Below are 15983 nucleotides of genomic sequence, written 5' to 3'. Positions count from 1 at the left end.
GAACGACGGTGCCGCCCGCAGGCGGCGATAGGGGCTGCGGCGCGCTTTCGGACCTCGACCCTCAGACGCCCAGGTAGTCGAGGATGCCTTCCGCGGCTTCGCGGCCATCGAAGACGGCGGTAACGACGAGGTCCGAGCCGCGGACCATATCGCCGCCCGCAAACACCTTCGGATTCTTGGTCTGGAACTTGTGCTTGGCCAGCACTTCGCCGTGCACCTTGACGCGACCGTCCTCATGCAGCTCAACAGTGTGCTGCTCGAACCAGGACGCCGGGCTCGGACGAAAACCGAAGGCGACGACGACGCGATCGGCCGGGATGATCTGCTCGGAGCCGGGAATCACTTCCGGCTTGCGGCGGCCGCGCGCATCCGGCGCGCCGAGCTTGGTTTCGACGACCTTGACGCCCTCGACCTTGCCGTCGCCAACGATCTCGACCGGCGAGCGGTTGAACAGGAACTCGACGCCTTCTTCCTTGGCGTTGGCGACTTCGCGCTTGGAGCCCGGCATGTTCTCTTCGTCGCGGCGGTACGCGCAGACGACGCTGTCGGCGCCCTGGCGCACCGACGTACGGTTGCAGTCCATCGCGGTATCGCCGCCGCCGAGCACGACGACACGCTGGCCCTTCATGTCGAACGCCATGTCGGCATCGCTGGCGCGGTCCATCACGCGATTGATGTTGGCGATCAAGAACGGCAGTGCCTCGTAGACGCCCGGCAGCTCTTCGCCCGGGAAGCCGCCCTTCATATAGGTGTAGGTGCCCATGCCGAGGAACACGGCGTCGTAATCGGCGAGCAGCGTGTCGAAGTCGATGTCCTTGCCGATCTCGGTATTGAGACGGAATTCGACGCCCATACCTTCGAGCACTTCGCGGCGGCGCTGGATCACTTCCTTTTCCAGCTTGAACGGCGGGATGCCGAAGGTCAGCAGGCCGCCGATCTGGCTGTACTTGTCGAACACCACCGGCTTGACGCCGTTGCGCACGAGGATGTCGGCACAGCCGAGGCCGGCCGGGCCGGCACCGATGATGGCAACGCGCTTCTTGGTCCAGCGCACCTTCGACATGTCCGGGCGCCAGCCCTGCTTGAGCGCCTCGTCGGCGATGTACTTTTCGACACTGCCGATGGTCACCGCGCCGAAGCCGTCGTTGAGCGTGCAAGCGCCTTCACACAGGCGATCCTGCGGGCACACGCGGCCGCAGATCTCCGGCAAGGTGTTGGTGCGATGCGACAGTTCGGCGGCGGCGAAGAGGTTGCCTTCCTCGACCAGCTTGAGCCAGTTCGGAATGAAGTTGTGCACCGGGCACTTCCACTCGCAGTACGGGTTGCCGCAAGACAGGCAGCGGCCCGACTGAGACTTGGCCTGATCCGGCTGGAACTGACCATAGATTTCGCGGAAGTCGTGAATGCGGACTTCGGCCTGGACTTTCTTCGGGTCCTGACGCGGCAGGTCGAGAAACTGGTTGACGTTCTTGGCGCCCATGTGGGTTCTTCCTAGAGTGGGTGCTTGGTCTTAAGCCGCGGCACGGACGGAGTCGATGAGCGAGCCGATTTCGGCCGCCTTCGGCTTGACCAGCCAGAACTTGCCGACGTAGTCGGCCCAGTCGGCGAGGATGGTCTGCGCCCACTTCGAGCCGGTGACGTTGGCGTAGTCCTGAACGACACGGCGCAGATGGTTCTCATGCGCTTCCATCGACTCGGAGACGACGCGATGAATGTCGATCAGCTCGTGGTTGTAGCGATCGACGAAGGTCCGCTTCTCATCGAGCACGTAGGCGAAGCCACCGGTCATGCCGGCACCGAAGTTGACGCCGGTGCGGCCGAGGATGACGACGCTGCCGCCGGTCATGTATTCGCAACCGTGATCGCCGCAGCCTTCGACGACCGCATGCGCGCCCGAGTTGCGGACCGCGAAGCGCTCGCCGGCCATGCCCGCGGCGTACAGCGAGCCGCCGGTCGCGCCGTACAGGCAGGTGTTGCCGATGATCGCGGCTTCGCGCGTTTCATAACGCGCGCCGCGCGGCGGCTTGACGACGATGCGGCCGCCGGCCATGCCCTTGCCGACGTAGTCGTTGGCGTCGCCCTCGAGTTCCAGATGCAGACCGCCGGCGTTCCAGACGCCGAAACTCTGGCCGGCCGCACCCTTGAGGCGCACGGTGATCGGCTTGTCACTCATGCCGAGGTTGCCGTGCAGGCGCGCAATCTCACCGGACAGGCGCGCACCGATCGAGCGATGCCGGTTCTGCACCGAGTAATGGAAGATGCCACCGGTCATGTGTTCGATCGCCGGCAGGCAGTCCTGCAGCATCGCTTCGGCCAGTTCGCCCTTGTCGAACGGCTCGTTGTTGAACATGCAGTACTGCGCGCTCGGCAGCACCATGCCGGCCGACTCGAGAATCGGCGACAGATCGAGATGCTTGGCCTTGTCGTGCGGGGCCTCGGCCATTTCGAGCAGGTCGGTGCGGCCGATCAGCTCCTTGATCGTGCGCACGCCCAGACGCGCCATCCACTCGCGCGTCTCCTCGGCGACGAAGCGGAAATAGTTCATCACCATTTCCGGCAGGCCGATGAAGTAGTTGCTGCGCAGCGTCGCGTTCTGCGTGGCAACGCCGGTCGCGCAGTTGTTGAGATGGCAGATGCGCAAATACTTGCAGCCGAGCGCCACCATCGGCCCGGTGCCGAAACCGAACGACTCGGCGCCAAGGATCGCCGCCTTGATGACGTCGAGGCCGGTCTTGAGGCCGCCATCGGTCTGCACGCGCACCTTGTCGCGCAGATTGTTCATGCGCAACGTCTGGTGCGTTTCCGACAGGCCGAGTTCCCACGGCGTGCCGGCGTACTTGACCGAGGTCAGCGGCGAAGCACCGGTGCCACCGTCGTAGCCAGAAATCGTGATCAGGTCGGCGTAGGCCTTGGCGACGCCGGCGGCGATCGTGCCGACACCCGGACCAGACACCAGCTTGACCGACACCAACGCCTGCGGATTGACCTGCTTGAGGTCAAAGATCAGCTGCGCGAGATCTTCGATCGAGTAGATGTCGTGATGCGGCGGCGGCGAGATCAGCGAGATGCCGGGCTTCGAGTAACGCAGCCGCGCGATGGTGTCGTTGACCTTGTCACCCGGCAGCTGGCCGCCTTCGCCCGGCTTGGCGCCCTGTGCGACCTTGATCTGCAGCACTTCAGCATTGACCAGGTATTCCGGCGTGACGCCAAAGCGACCCGATGCGACCTGCTTGATCTTCGACATCTTGTCGGTGCCGAAGCGCGCGCGATCCTCACCGCCTTCGCCCGAATTGCTGCGGCCGCCAAGGCGGTTCATCGCGATCGCCAAGGCCTCGTGCGCCTCGGGCGACAGCGCGCCCAGCGACATGCCGGCCGAATCGAAACGCTTGAAGATGGACTCGATCGGTTCGACTTCCTCGATCGGCACCGGCGTCGCGTCCTTGAGCTTGAACAGATCGCGGATCGCTGCGACCGGCCGCTCGTTGACGTGCGTGGCGAACACCTTGTAGTCGTCGTATTCGCCGGTCTTCACGGCCTTCTGCAGGGTCGCGATCACATCCGGGTTGTACGCGTGGTATTCGCCGCCGTGGATGTACTTGTACAGGCCACCTTGTTCGATCGGCTTGCGTGCGCTCCACGCCAGCTCGGCCAGCTCCTGCTGCTCGACCTGCAGATCGGCGAACTTGGCGCCCTGAATACGCGACACCGTGTCCTCGAAGCAGCGGTCGACGATCTCGTCGGACAGGCCGACGATTTCGAACAGCTGCGCACCGCGGTAGCTGGAGATGGTGCTGATGCCCATCTTCGAGATGATCTTGTAGAGGCCCTTGTTGATGCTCTTGCGGTACGACTGCGCAAGCGCTTCGACCGGCTTGTTCTTGATCTGCCCGGAGCGCGCCATTTCATACAGCGTGGCGTAGGCCAGGTACGGATAGATGCAAGACGCGCCATAGCCGATCAGGCACGCGAACTGATGCGGGTCGCGCGCGGTCGCGGTCTCGACGACGATGTTGCAGTCGCAGCGCAGGCCTTCATGCACCAGATAGTTGTTGACCGCGCCGACCGCGAGCAATGCATGCAACGGCAGCTTGCCACGCTCGATCGCGCGGTCCGACAACACCAGCACGACCTTGCCGCCGCGCACCGCCGACGCCGCTTCCTCGCACAGCGCCTGCAAGGCGGCCGCGATGCCATGCGCCGGATCGTAGTTGAGGTCGATGACGTGGCTGGCAAACGCCGGATCTTCATCGCCGATCGCCAGCAGCTTCTTGAACTTGGCTTCCGACAGCACTGGCGAGTCAACGAGCAGACGTGCGACGTGTTCGGGTGTTTCCTCGAACATGCCCTTTTCGGCGCCAAGCTGGCACTCGAGGCTCATGACGATCTGCTCACGCAGCGGATCGATCGGCGGGTTGGTGACCTGCGCGAACATCTGCCGGAAGTAGTCGTAGACCGAACGCGGACGTTCGGAGAGCACCGCGAACGGTGTGTCGTCGCCCATCGAACCGACCGCTTCCTGGCCGGCTTCGGCGGCCGGGCGCAGCACCTGGTCACGCTCTTCAAAGGTCAGCTGGAACATCTTGTGATACGTCGCCACCGTATCCGGCGGCATCACGTCCAGCGAGCTCGGGTCGTCCGACAGCGACGCCTCGACGCGCTTCATCTTCGACTTCAGCCACTGCTTGTACGGCTTGCGCGACGCCAGCATGCGGTCGATGTCTTCCGGGCGCAGCAGCGCGCCGGATTCGGTGTCGACGGCGAGAATCTCGCCGGGGCGCAACCGGCCCTTCTCGACGACGTCCTGAATCTTGAAATCGTGCACGCCGATTTCAGACGCCAGCACGATGTGGCGGTCGGTGGTGATGACATAGCGCGCTGGACGCAGGCCGTTACGGTCCAGCGTGCAGGCCGCATAGCGACCGTCGGTGATGACCACGCCGGCCGGACCATCCCACGGTTCCATGTTGACCGAGTTGTACTCATAGAACGCGCGCACGTCCGAGTCGAGATCCTCGACGTTCTGCCACGCGGGCGGGATCAGCGCACGCATCGACGCAAAGATGTCCATGCCGCCGGCGAGCAGCACTTCGAGCATGTTGTCGAGCGACTGCGAGTCCGAACCCGACAAATTCACCAGCGGCGCGATTTCCTCGATGTCCGGCAACGATTCGCACTGGAACTTCTTGGCGCGCGCCTGCGCCCACTTGCGGTTGCCGGAGATCGTGTTGATCTCGCCGTTGTGCGCGAGGTAGCGGAACGGATGGCAGAGGCGCCACTGCGGCGTGGTGTTGGTCGAGAAGCGCTGATGGAAAACGCACATCGACGATTCGAGCGACGCGTCGGCGAGGTCCGGATAGAACGTCGGCAGGTACTCCGGCATGACCAGGCCCTTGTAGACGATCACGCGGCACGACAGATGCGTCACGTAGAACTCGCTGTCGCCGTCGGCCGCAACCAGCTTCTCGACGCGGCGACGCGCCTTGAACAGCTTCAGCTCGAACGCGAACTTGTGCAGACCGGCCGGCGGCGTGATGAACACCTGCTCGATGGCCGGCACGGTCTTCATCGCTTCTTCGCCCAACGCACCGTTGTCGGTCGGCACTTCGCGGAAGCCGGCGACCTTCAGACCCTGCAGCTCGATGCTTTCCTTGAGCAGCGCCCGGGCGCGCTCGCGACGCTTGTCGTCGCGCGAGAAAAAGACGTTGCCGGCACCGTATTCGCCGTTGCCCAGGTCGATGCCGAGATCGGCGGCCACCTTGCGCAGGAACGCGTCGGGCTTCTTCATCAACAGACCGCAGCCGTCACCGGTCTTGCCGTCGGCTGCAACGGCGCCGCGGTGCGTCATCCGCGTCAACGCCGTAATCGCCGTCTGCACGAGCTTGTGCGACGGCTGATCGTCCATGTGGGCAATCAGGCCGAAGCCACAGCTGTCCTTTTCAAAGTCGGGCCGATAAAGGCCGACGGGCTGGCGGTCGATCATGAGCTGGCTCCTGGAAAACAGCCGCGCCACGCGCGGCAAGCCGCCGGGGATGGCGGGGAAGCGAACATAAGGAGCGGTTTGCTGCACCGCAAACCGTCTTTAGGCCGGAACCGGCACGCAAATTCAGAGCCAATTGAATCAAGGGCTTGGCGCGCTACAATATGGCCATCTAAATAGCCATCTTGTAGATTTCGCGCAGCTGCAGCATGAAAAAGGTCTCGATTGCCGATGCCAAGAACCGCCTGACGGAGCTGCTCTATCAGGCCGAAGAAGGCCAGCCCGTGCAGGTCACACGCCGTGGCCAAGCCGTCGCCGTACTGCTGTCGGACGCCGAATACGCGCGGCTGCGCAATGCCGCCGCCGGTGCCGCCGACTTCGCGATCTGGGCACAGACCTGGCGCCAGCGCCTGCCAGCCGGCATCGAAGGCATCACCGCTGCCGAACTGGAGCGCTGGCGAGAACTATGAAGCGCGCCCGTTCACTGCCAGCCGAAGCGCGGGACTGATGGCCAAGCTCGTCTACTTGCTCGACCTGCCGGTGCTGGCCGAACTGACGCGGCCCAACGGCAACCGCCGCATCTTCACCCTGTTCCAGCAGCGCCAGGCGGTCTGTGCGATCGGGGCACCCACCACGTATGCCTTGCTGCGCGGCATCGGTGAACTGTTGGAGTCGACACGGCGCATCCAGTTGCAGACCTTCGCCCAGGAGTTGCTGATGGCCGGCCCCAGCGTGCTGCCGTTCGACGGCGACGCCGCGGTGTGGCTGGCACGGCCCGAGGCGGAGCAGGCGCGCCAGCGGCGCAACTGGAATGGACTGGACGCGCAGACCGCGGCGATCGCCGCGACGCGCGACCTGACCCTGGTCACGCGCAACGCCAGTGCGTTTGCCGGCCTGACCGGCCTGCGGGTCGAGGATTGGTTCCGCCCGTGAACCCTGCGCAGGACTTCATGAGGGGTTCAGCCGAGCAGACCTAGCGTGCCGGCAACACCACATGAGGGCGTCACGATGCCCAAGATCCTCCGTTCACTTGTCATGGCCTGTGGCCTGGTCCTGGCGCTGCCGCTGGCCGCACCGGCATCAGCCGCCACCTCGGTCTACATTTCCGTCAACACGCCACCGCCGGCACTGCGCGTCTACCAGCAGCCGCTGTGTCCGGGACCCGGCTATGTCTGGACGCCGGGTTACTGGGCCTGGAATGGCGCCTGGTATTGGGTGCCCGGCGCCTGGGTCGTGGCGCCGATCGGCATGTTGTGGACGCCGGGCTACTGGGGCTGGGGCGGCAGCGCCTACACCTGGCACGCCGGCTACTGGGGACCGCGCGTCGGCTACTACGGCGGTATCAACTACGGCTATGGCTATTTCGGTAGCGGCTATTCCGGCGGCTACTGGCGCGACCGGCATTTCTACTACAACCGCAGCGTCAATCACGTCGATGTTACGCGTGTGCACAACGTCTACCGTCGCGATGTGCACGTCACGGTCAATCGCGTCAGTTACAACGGCGGGCATGGCGGCACGCGTGCACGGCCGAGCGCTCGTGACGTCGACTACGCGCGCCAGCACCACCGCAGCATGCCCCATGCACAGCAGCAGCATGTCGATCACGCAGCCACACAGCAGCGGCCCCGGTCGCCGGCCCACGAGGCCTCACGCAACAACAACGACAGCCGTCACAGTCCGAGTCACGGCAGCGGCCACGCCCCGCAGCATCGGACACAAGCACCTCAGCGAGCGCCGCAAAGCGGCCACCACTCGCAGCCGCGGAGTTCCTCACACGGCAGTGCACCCCATCACGCACCGACGCCGAAACCGCAACACCGAACATCGTCATCGCCACAACGACATCAGGCGAATTCGCCGGCGCAGCGACACGCCGCGCCGCCGAAAAGGCAGGATGATCATCGCCATCAACAGCCGCACTAGTTACCGATCCTGAAGCCGGCGCAGCGGAGGCAACGCAGACCGCAAACACGCGCGTACCGATCAAGCGCTGGCGCTACGCCTGCGAACCCCGGCGAGGATGTCGCGCCGCGGGATCTTCGCGGCCCGTGAGTCGGCCGCGGATCGCGGCGTTATCGGAGACGGCGAGGGTCGAAGAGACGCTCGTACTCATCGAGCGCGTAGCGATCCGTCATCCCTGCGATGTAATCAGCGACCACGCGCGCGCGACCCGCTGGGCCTTCGTTCCGCTCGTATTGTTGCGCGTCGGCATAAAAATCCGGCGGCAACAAACGCGGATCGTCGATCAGTGCGTCGAACAATTCGCGAATGACCCGTTTGGCTTTGATCATCATCCGGTAGACCTGATGATGGCGATACAGGTGCTCCATCAAGAAGCGCTTGAGCCGCTGATTTTCGGCGCTGAGTTCCGGCGAGAAGGCGATCAACGGCATGGCGCGTGCGCGCACATCCTCCAGCGTTTCGATGCGGGCATCGACCAGCATCTTGCGCGAGTGCCCGATCAAATCAGTCACCAGCGTGTTGATGATGCGGCGTATGGTTTCGTGACGCTGCTGCTTGAGCGTGATCGTCCCGTAACGCGCCAGGACTTCGTCGTGATGGCGGCAGAACAGCGGCACTTCGCGCAGTTGTTCGATCGACAGCAAGCGCGCACGAATGCCGTCGTCGATGTCGTGATTGTTGTAGGCGATCTCGTCGGCGCGATTGGCAAGTTGCGCTTCGAGTGTCGTCTGCCGGTTGGTCAGGAAACGCTCGGCAACCGCACCCAACTGCTCGGCGCGCGACTTCGAACAATGCTTGAGGATGCCTTCTCGCGTTTCGAACATCAGGTTGAGACCGCGAAACTCGGCGTACTTGTCTTCAAGCTCGTCGACGACGCGCAGCGACTGCGCGTTGTGTTCGAAGCCGCCGTAGGGCTTCATGCAGTCGTTCAGCGCGTCTTGCCCCGCGTGCCCGAACGGCGTGTGACCCAGATCGTGCGCCAGAGATACGGCCTCGCACAGGTCCTCGTGCAAGCGCAAGCTGCGCGCAATGGTGCGCGCGATTTGCGCCACTTCGACCGAATGTGTCAGCCGCGTGCGAAACAGATCGCCTTCGTGATTGACGAAAACCTGGGTCTTGTACTCGAGCCGGCGGAATGCGGCGGAATGAATGATGCGATCGCGATCACGCTGATACTGGCTGCGGTGCCCGGAACCGCCTTCGTCGTGCCGACGGCCTCGCGAGTGCGCTTCGTCGGCTGCGTAGGGCGCGAGCACGACGTTCATGCTCAGGCGCCGAAATGACGCAAGGTCGCGTCGAGCGCTTGCGAATCGAAATCGGCACTGACGACGGCATCACCCAGACTGCGCAGCAGAATCAACCGCAGCTTGCCGCTGGCGACTTTCTTGTCGAGGCTCATCAGGGTGCGGAAGTCGTCGACGCGCATACCCTGCGGCGGCCTCGTCGGCAGACCGGTCGACGCCACCAGCGCGATGCAGCGATCAGCGTCGCGCCCGGCAAGCCAGCCGAGGCGCGCCGAAAGATCGGCCGCCATGCACAGGCCAACCGCGACGGCCTCTCCATGCAGCCATTCGGTGTAGTGCGTATACGTTTCGACCGCATGCGCAAACGTGTGCCCGAGGTTCAACAGCGCGCGCGGGCCGGCACCGCCGTCAACCGATTCACGCTCGTCGAGCGCGACGATCTCGGCCTTCATTTCACAACTACGATAGACGGCGTAACGTACAGCCTCGTCGTCAAGCGCCAGCAGCGCCGACATATTGCGTTCCAGCCAGGCAAAGAAGGCCGCATCACCGAGCATGCCGTACTTGATAACCTCGGCAATCCCGGCGAGCTTTTCACGCTGCGGCAAGGTCGCAAGCGTTCCGGTGTCGGCGAGCACCAGGCGTGGCTGATGAAACGCGCCGATCATATTCTTGCCGCGAGCATGATTGACGCCGGTCTTACCGCCCACCGACGAATCGACTTGTGCGAGCAAGGTCGTTGGAATTTGCACAAAGTCGACGCCGCGCTGATAGATCGCCGCACAAAAACCCACGAGGTCGCCGATCACGCCGCCGCCCAGGGCAACGAGCATTCCATCACGCGGCAGGCGACTGGCCAGCAGCCAGTCCATGACCTGATCGACTGTCGCCATCGACTTCGTCGTCTCGCCGGCCGGCAGCACCAGAATCTGCTCGTCATCGAGCGACAACAGCTCGCGTACCGGCGTCAGATAATGTTCGGCAACGTGCGCGTCGGTCACCAAACGCATCGGCCGCCGGCCGATGCTGGTCAGCAGTTCAGGGCGTGACAGCAAGCCGGTGCCGATGTGAATCGGGTAGCTGCGCTGGCCGAGATCGACGTCTAGCGTATCCATGAAAGGGAAGGGCGGGCAAAAAGGCGCCGCGCATCGTATCAAATGCACGGGCAAAACCCTTTATTGCACGTGCCGCTCGATTTCCGCGACCAGCGATTTGGCATGCCGGCCATCGGTGATCAGCACCAGATCGGCGATCTCCCGATACAGCGGGTCCCGTTGCACGAACAGGCGCGTGAGCGTCTCCCGGCGATCGCCGGCAGCCTTCAGCAACGGCCGGTTGTCGGCTCGCGCCGTGCGCGCCAGCTGCTGATCGACCGACGCGTGCAAGTAAATCACGTAACCATTGCCCGCAAGGGCGTTGCGGTTGCTCGGATCGAGCACGGCGCCCCCACCGGTTGCGAGCACGATGCCGCGCCGCTGCGTCAGCTCGGCGATCATCTGCTGCTCACGTCGCCGAAAGCCGGCCTCACCCTCGCGCTCGAAGATGTAGGGGATATCGACGCCAGTCCGGGCTTCGATCTCGTGATCGCTATCGACGAATTGCAGCTGCCGGCGTTCGGCAAGACGCCGGCCAACCGTCGTCTTGCCGGCGCCCATCGGCCCGATCAGAAAGAAGGTGTCGAGTGCCGCCGTCACGTCGAGACGCGGCAGCCCGTGACCACGACTCCGTGCATCAGTCGACCTTCAGCCCTTCCTGCAACACCTTGGGCGTCACGAAGATCAGCAGCTCTCGCTTGCTGTCTTCCTTGTCGCTATTGCGGAACAGGAAGCCGAGCAGCGGGATGTCGCCAAGCAACGGTACCTTCGACGTCGAGTCCGTCGTCGAATGCTGGAACACACCGCCGAGCACGACGGTATCGCCACTGCGGACCAGCACCTGCGTATCGAGCTTGCGCGTGTCGATCGCCGGTGCCGTACCGCCGGTACCGGTGTTGACGTCCGTGCCCTTGCTGTCATTCGTGACGTTGAGATCCATGATCACGCGATTGTCCGGCGTGATCTGCGGCGCCACCGTCAGTGACAGCACCGCCTTCTTGAACTGCGTGTTGGTGCCGCTGTTACTGCTCGACGTCTGATACGGGATTTCCTGGCCTTGCTCGATGGTGGCCTGCTTGCCGTTGGCGGTGACGACGCGCGGCGACGAGATCACCTCGCCACGACCTTCGGTCTGCAGCGCCTGCAGTTCGAGGTCGACCTGGAAGTCAGAGCCGAGGATCGTCCAGCCGATACTGGGGGCACCACTATCCGAAGTCGGCAGATTCACGGAGTACGCGTCATCGAGCAGTGGCGTGGTCCCGCCGAGCACGTTGCGCGCACCGGTCGCCGTGCCGCTCTGGCCGATCTGCGTGTTGCCGATGCTGCCAATCGTGCTGACGCCGAACTTGGTGCCGAGTTCGCGCGCATAGTCTTCGTTGGCGATGACGATGCGCGACTCGATCAGCACCTGACGCACCGGAATGTCGAGTCGCGCAACGAGCTTGCGAATCTCGGCGATCTTGTCCTGCGTTTCGAGCACCAACAGCGTATTGGTACGCTCGTCGACCGTGACGCGGCCGCGATCCGACAACAGCGAGGTCTTGTCCGAACCCAGCAGTGCCTTGATGTCGGACGCCTTGGCGTAATTGACCTGGATGATTTCCGAGCGCAGCGGCGCCAGTTCGGTCTTCTGCTTCTCCGCTTCGAGCTCGGCCTTCTCGCGCGCCGCGATCTCCTCGACCGGCGCGACCATCATCACATTGCCCTGCTGACGCATCCCAAGGCCCTTGGACCGCAGGATGATGTCGAGCGCCTGATCCCAGGGCACGTTCTGCAGACGCATCGCGATATTGCCCTTGACCGAATCGCTGATGACCATGTTGGTGCCGGCCACGTCGGCGATGATCTGCAGCAGCGCGCGAATATCGATGTTCTGGAACGACAGCGAGATTTTCTCGCCCTTGTACTGCGGTTCGTTGCGCTGCCGCTCTTCCAGTTTGGCCTGCGTCAGCGGCTGCAGTTCGATCGTATAAAGACCTCCAGACTGATACGCCGCCTGATCGAAGCTTGCACCTTGCGTGGGCGTGACGATCAGCTGTGTATCAGGTCCATCGCGTTTGGTGTCGATGTACTTCACGGGTGTCGCAAAGTCGATCACATCGAGTCGATGCGCGAGTTTTTCCGGCAAGCTGGTGTTGCGAAACACCGCGACGATACGATCATCGTCGTCACGCACGTCGACCATGGTGTGCGGGTTGCTCATGCTGACGACGATACGGCCCTGGCCTTGCTCGCCGCGTCGGAAATCGATGTTGCTGATGGCGCTGTTGTTGGCGCTGATGGCCGGCAATGATGCACTTGACGTGCTGGCCGGTGCCGCGACCGGGTTGTCGATTTCAACATAGAGCTTGTTGCCCTCTCGACGCAGATGATACGGCGCCATCTCACGCAACTCGACGACGATGCGCGTCCGGCCAGCCGCCTGCACGGCGGCGACGCTCTCGACGTTGCCCATGCCGATCTTGCGGTACGGATCGTCGAGGGCGATCGCCGTATCCGGCAAGTCGATCGACAGCCGTGCCGGGCTGTCGATGGTGAACGCCGTCGGCTCCGGCACGCCGTCGGAGACGGTCAGCGTCAGCAACATGCTGTCGCCTTGTTGCGCAACAAAATCGATACCCTGCAGCAGATGATTCGGACCCTGTGCGTACGCACGACCGGCCAGCAGGATCAGCAGCAGACCGGCAAGGTGTCGGAAACACGGGGCGGCGAGCTTCAACATGGCAACTCCCTGAAAAGCGTCACTGGCTCAGCGCGAGGCTGGCGCTGCGCTGCGTCCAGCCGCCGAAACCGTCCGGCACCAGTTCGAGCAGCTTGATTTCGGATTCATCAATGGCGACGACTTCGCCATAGTTCTGGCCCATATGCTCGTGCAGACCGACACGATGCACGACACCGTCCGGTGCCTTGACCAGCGCATAGGTGGCCTGCGGCGTCGTGATAACGCCCATCATGCTCAGCGCATCGAGCGGATATTCCTCAAGCGGTTCGCGATTTCGACGCAGATTCGGGCGCGGACCGTTCGGATTACGCTCGGAGTTGGCGTTGGGATCGCCGAGTACGAATGGATCGCGCTTGCCGGCCATCGTGTAGCTGTACGGCTGATAGGGCTTGACCTGCGGGATTGGCTCGATGTTCTTGGACTTGCGAGCTTTGACTTCGGCGATGTAGCGATCGAGGTCCGAGTTATTCGAACCGCAGGCGGTGACGCCCAGCGCCAGAGCAAAGATCAGGAGTGCGCGGATGCTCATTTCCGGCCTCCCTTCTTTTTGCCCTTGTTCTTGCTCTGGCTTTGCGCAGCAATCTCGTCGTCGTCAAGGTAGCGGTAAGTCTTCGCAACCGCCGTCATGCGTAACTGCGTCGACGATCCGGCCTTGGCATTGATCGGCTTGATCTCGACGTCTTCGATCGTGACGATGCGTGGCAGCGCGGCGACGCCGCTGACGAAGTTGCCCATCTCGTGGTAATCACCAACGACGACGATCTTGTTCGGGATTTCCGCGTAGAACTCCTTCGGCACTTCGCCCTGCGGCTGGAACAGTTCCTCGTCAAGACCGCTGGCAATGCGCGTCTGGGAAATGTCGTTGAGCAGGTTGGCCACTTCGGCCTTGCTCGGTAACTGCTTGAGCATCGCGCCGAAGGTGCGTTCCATCTCGGCGAGTTGCTCGCGATAAGCATCGAGCGCCGCGACCTTCTTCTGCTTCTCCTCGAATTCCTTACGCAGCTTCAGTTCCTGCCCGCGAGACGAAACCAGTTCTTCATGGATCGGCCGAACGATGACCCAGATGCCGGCGAAAATGAGCGCCGCCGCCAGCCCGATCGCCGCAGCGATGCGAACCCACTTCGGCCAGGCGCCCGGATTGTTCGCGTCCAGCGTCTGCAGCTGATTGAGAACTTCCTGCGGTGTCATGGGCTGTCCTCCTGTTCGACGGACTGCTTGTCGTCGGGACGGTTGAGCACCTTGACGGTCAGCGTGAAGCTGGACTTGCGCTGATGATCCTTGTCATTACTCTTGATGACGACCAGCCGCGGATCGGCAAACCACGGTGACGCATCAAGATTCTTCATATACGTCGAAATGCGACCGTTGGAGTCGGCAATGCCATCGAGTGTGACGCTGCTGCCCTGTTCCTTCAGAGACGTCAGATTCACCCCGTTCGGCAATGTACTGACGATCTCGTCAAAGAAGTGCACGGTCGCCGCGCGATTGGCCTGCAGATCTTCGATGACCTTCATGCGCGCCAGCAGGTTGTCCTTGACCTTCTGGAGATCCTCGATCTCCTTGGTCTTTTGATCCATTTCGCGAATTTCGGCCTGCAATCGACTGTTGCGCGTGCGCTGGTTGTCGACGGCGGCATTCATCACCACCATCGACACAACAACCACGGCGGCCGCACCGAAGGCCGCCAAGCCCATCATCGCCGCGAACTTTTTCTTGCGCTGCTCGCGGCGCTCGGCGCGCCAGTCGCGAAGATTGATGCGTGTGGTCATGGCCGTGGCTCGTCGAACGCCCGAAATGCCAAGCCACAGGCGATCAGTAACGATGGCTCATCACGCGCGAGCAAGGCGGGCTTGGCCCGTGAACCAACGCTCATCTGCCCGAACGGCCGCGCCGTCACCGTCGGAATCTGCAGGCGCTCCTGGATTGCAGCGTCGATGCCGGTGATCTGCGCACAGCCGCCGGCCAGGATGATCTGATCGATTTGCGTGTACTGCGTGACCGCCGAGAAGAAGAACTGCAACGAGCGCTCGATCTGCATCGCCATGTCGGCGATGAAACCGGGCAGCACGTCCTCGGCGTAATCGGCCGGCAGCGTGCCATCGCGTTTGCCGCGCTCGGCTTCATCAATGCCCATCGCGTAGTGGCGCATGATGTCCTCGGTCAGCTGACGGCCACCGAAGCTCTGGTCACGCGTATAGATCGTGTGACCGTCATGCAGCACCAGCAGCGTGCTGGTGGTACCACCGACATCGACGATCGCGATCGTCTTGCCGCGCCCGCCATCGGGCATCTGATGCTCGAGAAACACGCTGGCGTTCTCGAGCGAGTAGGTCTCGATATCGACGACTTTGGGTTTGAGGCCGGCCAACTCGATCGCCGCGCAGCGCTGATCGACGAATTCCTTGCGACACGCCGCCAGCAGCACGTCACTCATTTCCGAGTTCTTGGCGTTCGGGCCGACGATCTCGAAATCGACATTCACTTCGTCGATCGGGTACGGAATGTACTGATCGGCCTCGGCGCGGATCTGCTCCTCGAGCTCGTCCTCGCTCAGCGACGACGGCATTTCAATGAGCTTCGAAATGACCGCGGTGCCCGAAACGGCCACGGCGGCCTGACGCGTGCGCGTCCCGGCACGATTGACCGCACGGCCGATGGCATCGGCCACCAGCTGTGGTTCTGTAATCTGTTTGTCGGAGACGGCGTTCGGCGGCAGCGGTTCCACGGCATATGCCTCGACGTGGAATCGCTCTCCCTTGCGCGACAACTCCAGCAGTTTCACCGCGCTGGAACTGATGTCCAGGCCGATCAGATGCTGATCTCCCCCGCCAAACAGCGATTGTTTGATCGCCATAAAGCCTCGTACCGCCGCGTTGACTTTCCCCCGCGTGCCCGAAACACTTTTCCGGCCCGGAACCGTACTATAACGGAAAGAACTTTCGCCGCAACGCTAGGTTCTTCCGGCAACTATCTGAAGCTTA

Annotated in this window: 13 protein-coding genes; 3 read left to right on the top strand and 10 right to left on the bottom strand. The window is 63.1% G+C overall.

Going from position 1 to position 15983, the window contains the following annotated elements:
• Positions 1-61: 61 nt before the first annotated feature.
• Together G7Y82_RS02480 and gltB are read right to left on the bottom strand one after the other, a co-directional pair.
• The gene (locus G7Y82_RS02480; RefSeq protein ID WP_168146403.1) at positions 62-1480 is read right to left on the bottom strand and encodes an FAD-dependent oxidoreductase; all 1419 of its coding nucleotides are present in this window, start codon (positions 1478-1480) and stop codon (positions 62-64) included.
• 30 nt (positions 1481-1510) lie between these two features.
• Positions 1511-5980 (bottom strand): glutamate synthase large subunit, encoded by a 4470-nt coding sequence (gene gltB, locus G7Y82_RS02475; protein WP_168146402.1) that lies wholly within the window; start codon positions 5978-5980, stop codon positions 1511-1513.
• A 206-nt stretch (positions 5981-6186) separates the two neighbouring features.
• Between gltB and G7Y82_RS02470 the strand changes: the two genes are divergently transcribed.
• From G7Y82_RS02470 to G7Y82_RS02460, 3 genes are all read left to right on the top strand, one after another.
• Positions 6187-6447, top strand: a complete 261-nt coding sequence (locus tag G7Y82_RS02470) for a type II toxin-antitoxin system Phd/YefM family antitoxin (RefSeq protein WP_168146401.1) — start codon at positions 6187-6189, stop codon at positions 6445-6447.
• Positions 6448-6484: 37 nt separating this feature from the next.
• Complete coding sequence (locus G7Y82_RS02465) at positions 6485-6910, top strand: type II toxin-antitoxin system VapC family toxin (protein ID WP_168146400.1); 426 nt, start codon at positions 6485-6487, stop codon at positions 6908-6910.
• Positions 6911-6985: 75 nt separating this feature from the next.
• Positions 6986-7903 carry a YXWGXW repeat-containing protein gene (locus G7Y82_RS02460; protein WP_168146399.1) on the top strand — a complete coding sequence of 306 codons (918 nt, stop codon included), beginning with the start codon at positions 6986-6988 and terminating at the stop codon, positions 7901-7903.
• Between the two features lie 149 nt (positions 7904-8052).
• Here G7Y82_RS02460 and G7Y82_RS02455 read toward each other — a convergent pair whose 3' ends face one another.
• The 8 genes from G7Y82_RS02455 to G7Y82_RS02420 form a co-directional block, all read right to left on the bottom strand.
• Positions 8053-9207, bottom strand: coding sequence for a deoxyguanosinetriphosphate triphosphohydrolase (locus G7Y82_RS02455; RefSeq protein ID WP_168146398.1), 1155 nt, complete (start codon positions 9205-9207; stop codon positions 8053-8055).
• Between the two features lie 2 nt (positions 9208-9209).
• Complete coding sequence (gene aroB, locus G7Y82_RS02450) at positions 9210-10301, bottom strand: 3-dehydroquinate synthase (RefSeq protein WP_168146397.1); 1092 nt, start codon at positions 10299-10301, stop codon at positions 9210-9212.
• A gap of 60 nt (positions 10302-10361) precedes the next feature.
• Positions 10362-10853: a shikimate kinase AroK gene (gene aroK, locus G7Y82_RS02445; RefSeq protein WP_277346227.1), complete on the bottom strand. Its 492-nt coding sequence runs from the start codon at positions 10851-10853 to the stop codon at positions 10362-10364.
• 64 nt (positions 10854-10917) lie between these two features.
• Complete coding sequence (locus tag G7Y82_RS02440; RefSeq protein WP_168146395.1) at positions 10918-13002, bottom strand: type IV pilus secretin PilQ; 2085 nt, start codon at positions 13000-13002, stop codon at positions 10918-10920.
• A gap of 19 nt (positions 13003-13021) precedes the next feature.
• On the bottom strand, positions 13022-13531 hold the full coding sequence (locus G7Y82_RS02435) for a pilus assembly protein PilP (protein WP_168146394.1): 510 nt from the start codon (positions 13529-13531) through the stop codon (positions 13022-13024).
• Complete coding sequence (locus tag G7Y82_RS02430) at positions 13528-14190, bottom strand: type IV pilus inner membrane component PilO (RefSeq protein WP_168146393.1); 663 nt, start codon at positions 14188-14190, stop codon at positions 13528-13530. Before G7Y82_RS02430 ends, G7Y82_RS02435 begins: the two co-directional genes overlap by 4 nt.
• Positions 14187-14771 (bottom strand): PilN domain-containing protein, encoded by a 585-nt coding sequence (locus tag G7Y82_RS02425; protein ID WP_168146392.1) that lies wholly within the window; start codon positions 14769-14771, stop codon positions 14187-14189. Before G7Y82_RS02425 ends, G7Y82_RS02430 begins: the two co-directional genes overlap by 4 nt.
• Positions 14768-15856 carry a pilus assembly protein PilM gene (locus tag G7Y82_RS02420; RefSeq protein WP_168146391.1) on the bottom strand — a complete coding sequence of 363 codons (1089 nt, stop codon included), beginning with the start codon at positions 15854-15856 and terminating at the stop codon, positions 14768-14770. The genes G7Y82_RS02425 and G7Y82_RS02420 overlap by 4 nt, the downstream gene beginning before the upstream one ends.
• Positions 15857-15983: the final 127 nt, after the last annotated feature.

It is taken from the genome of Solimonas marina (genome assembly GCF_012241385.1).
Lineage (GTDB): Bacteria > Pseudomonadota > Gammaproteobacteria > Nevskiales > Nevskiaceae > Solimonas > Solimonas marina.
Note: the sequence above shows the minus strand (reverse complement) of the source record. Positions and strands in the feature narration are given on the sequence as shown.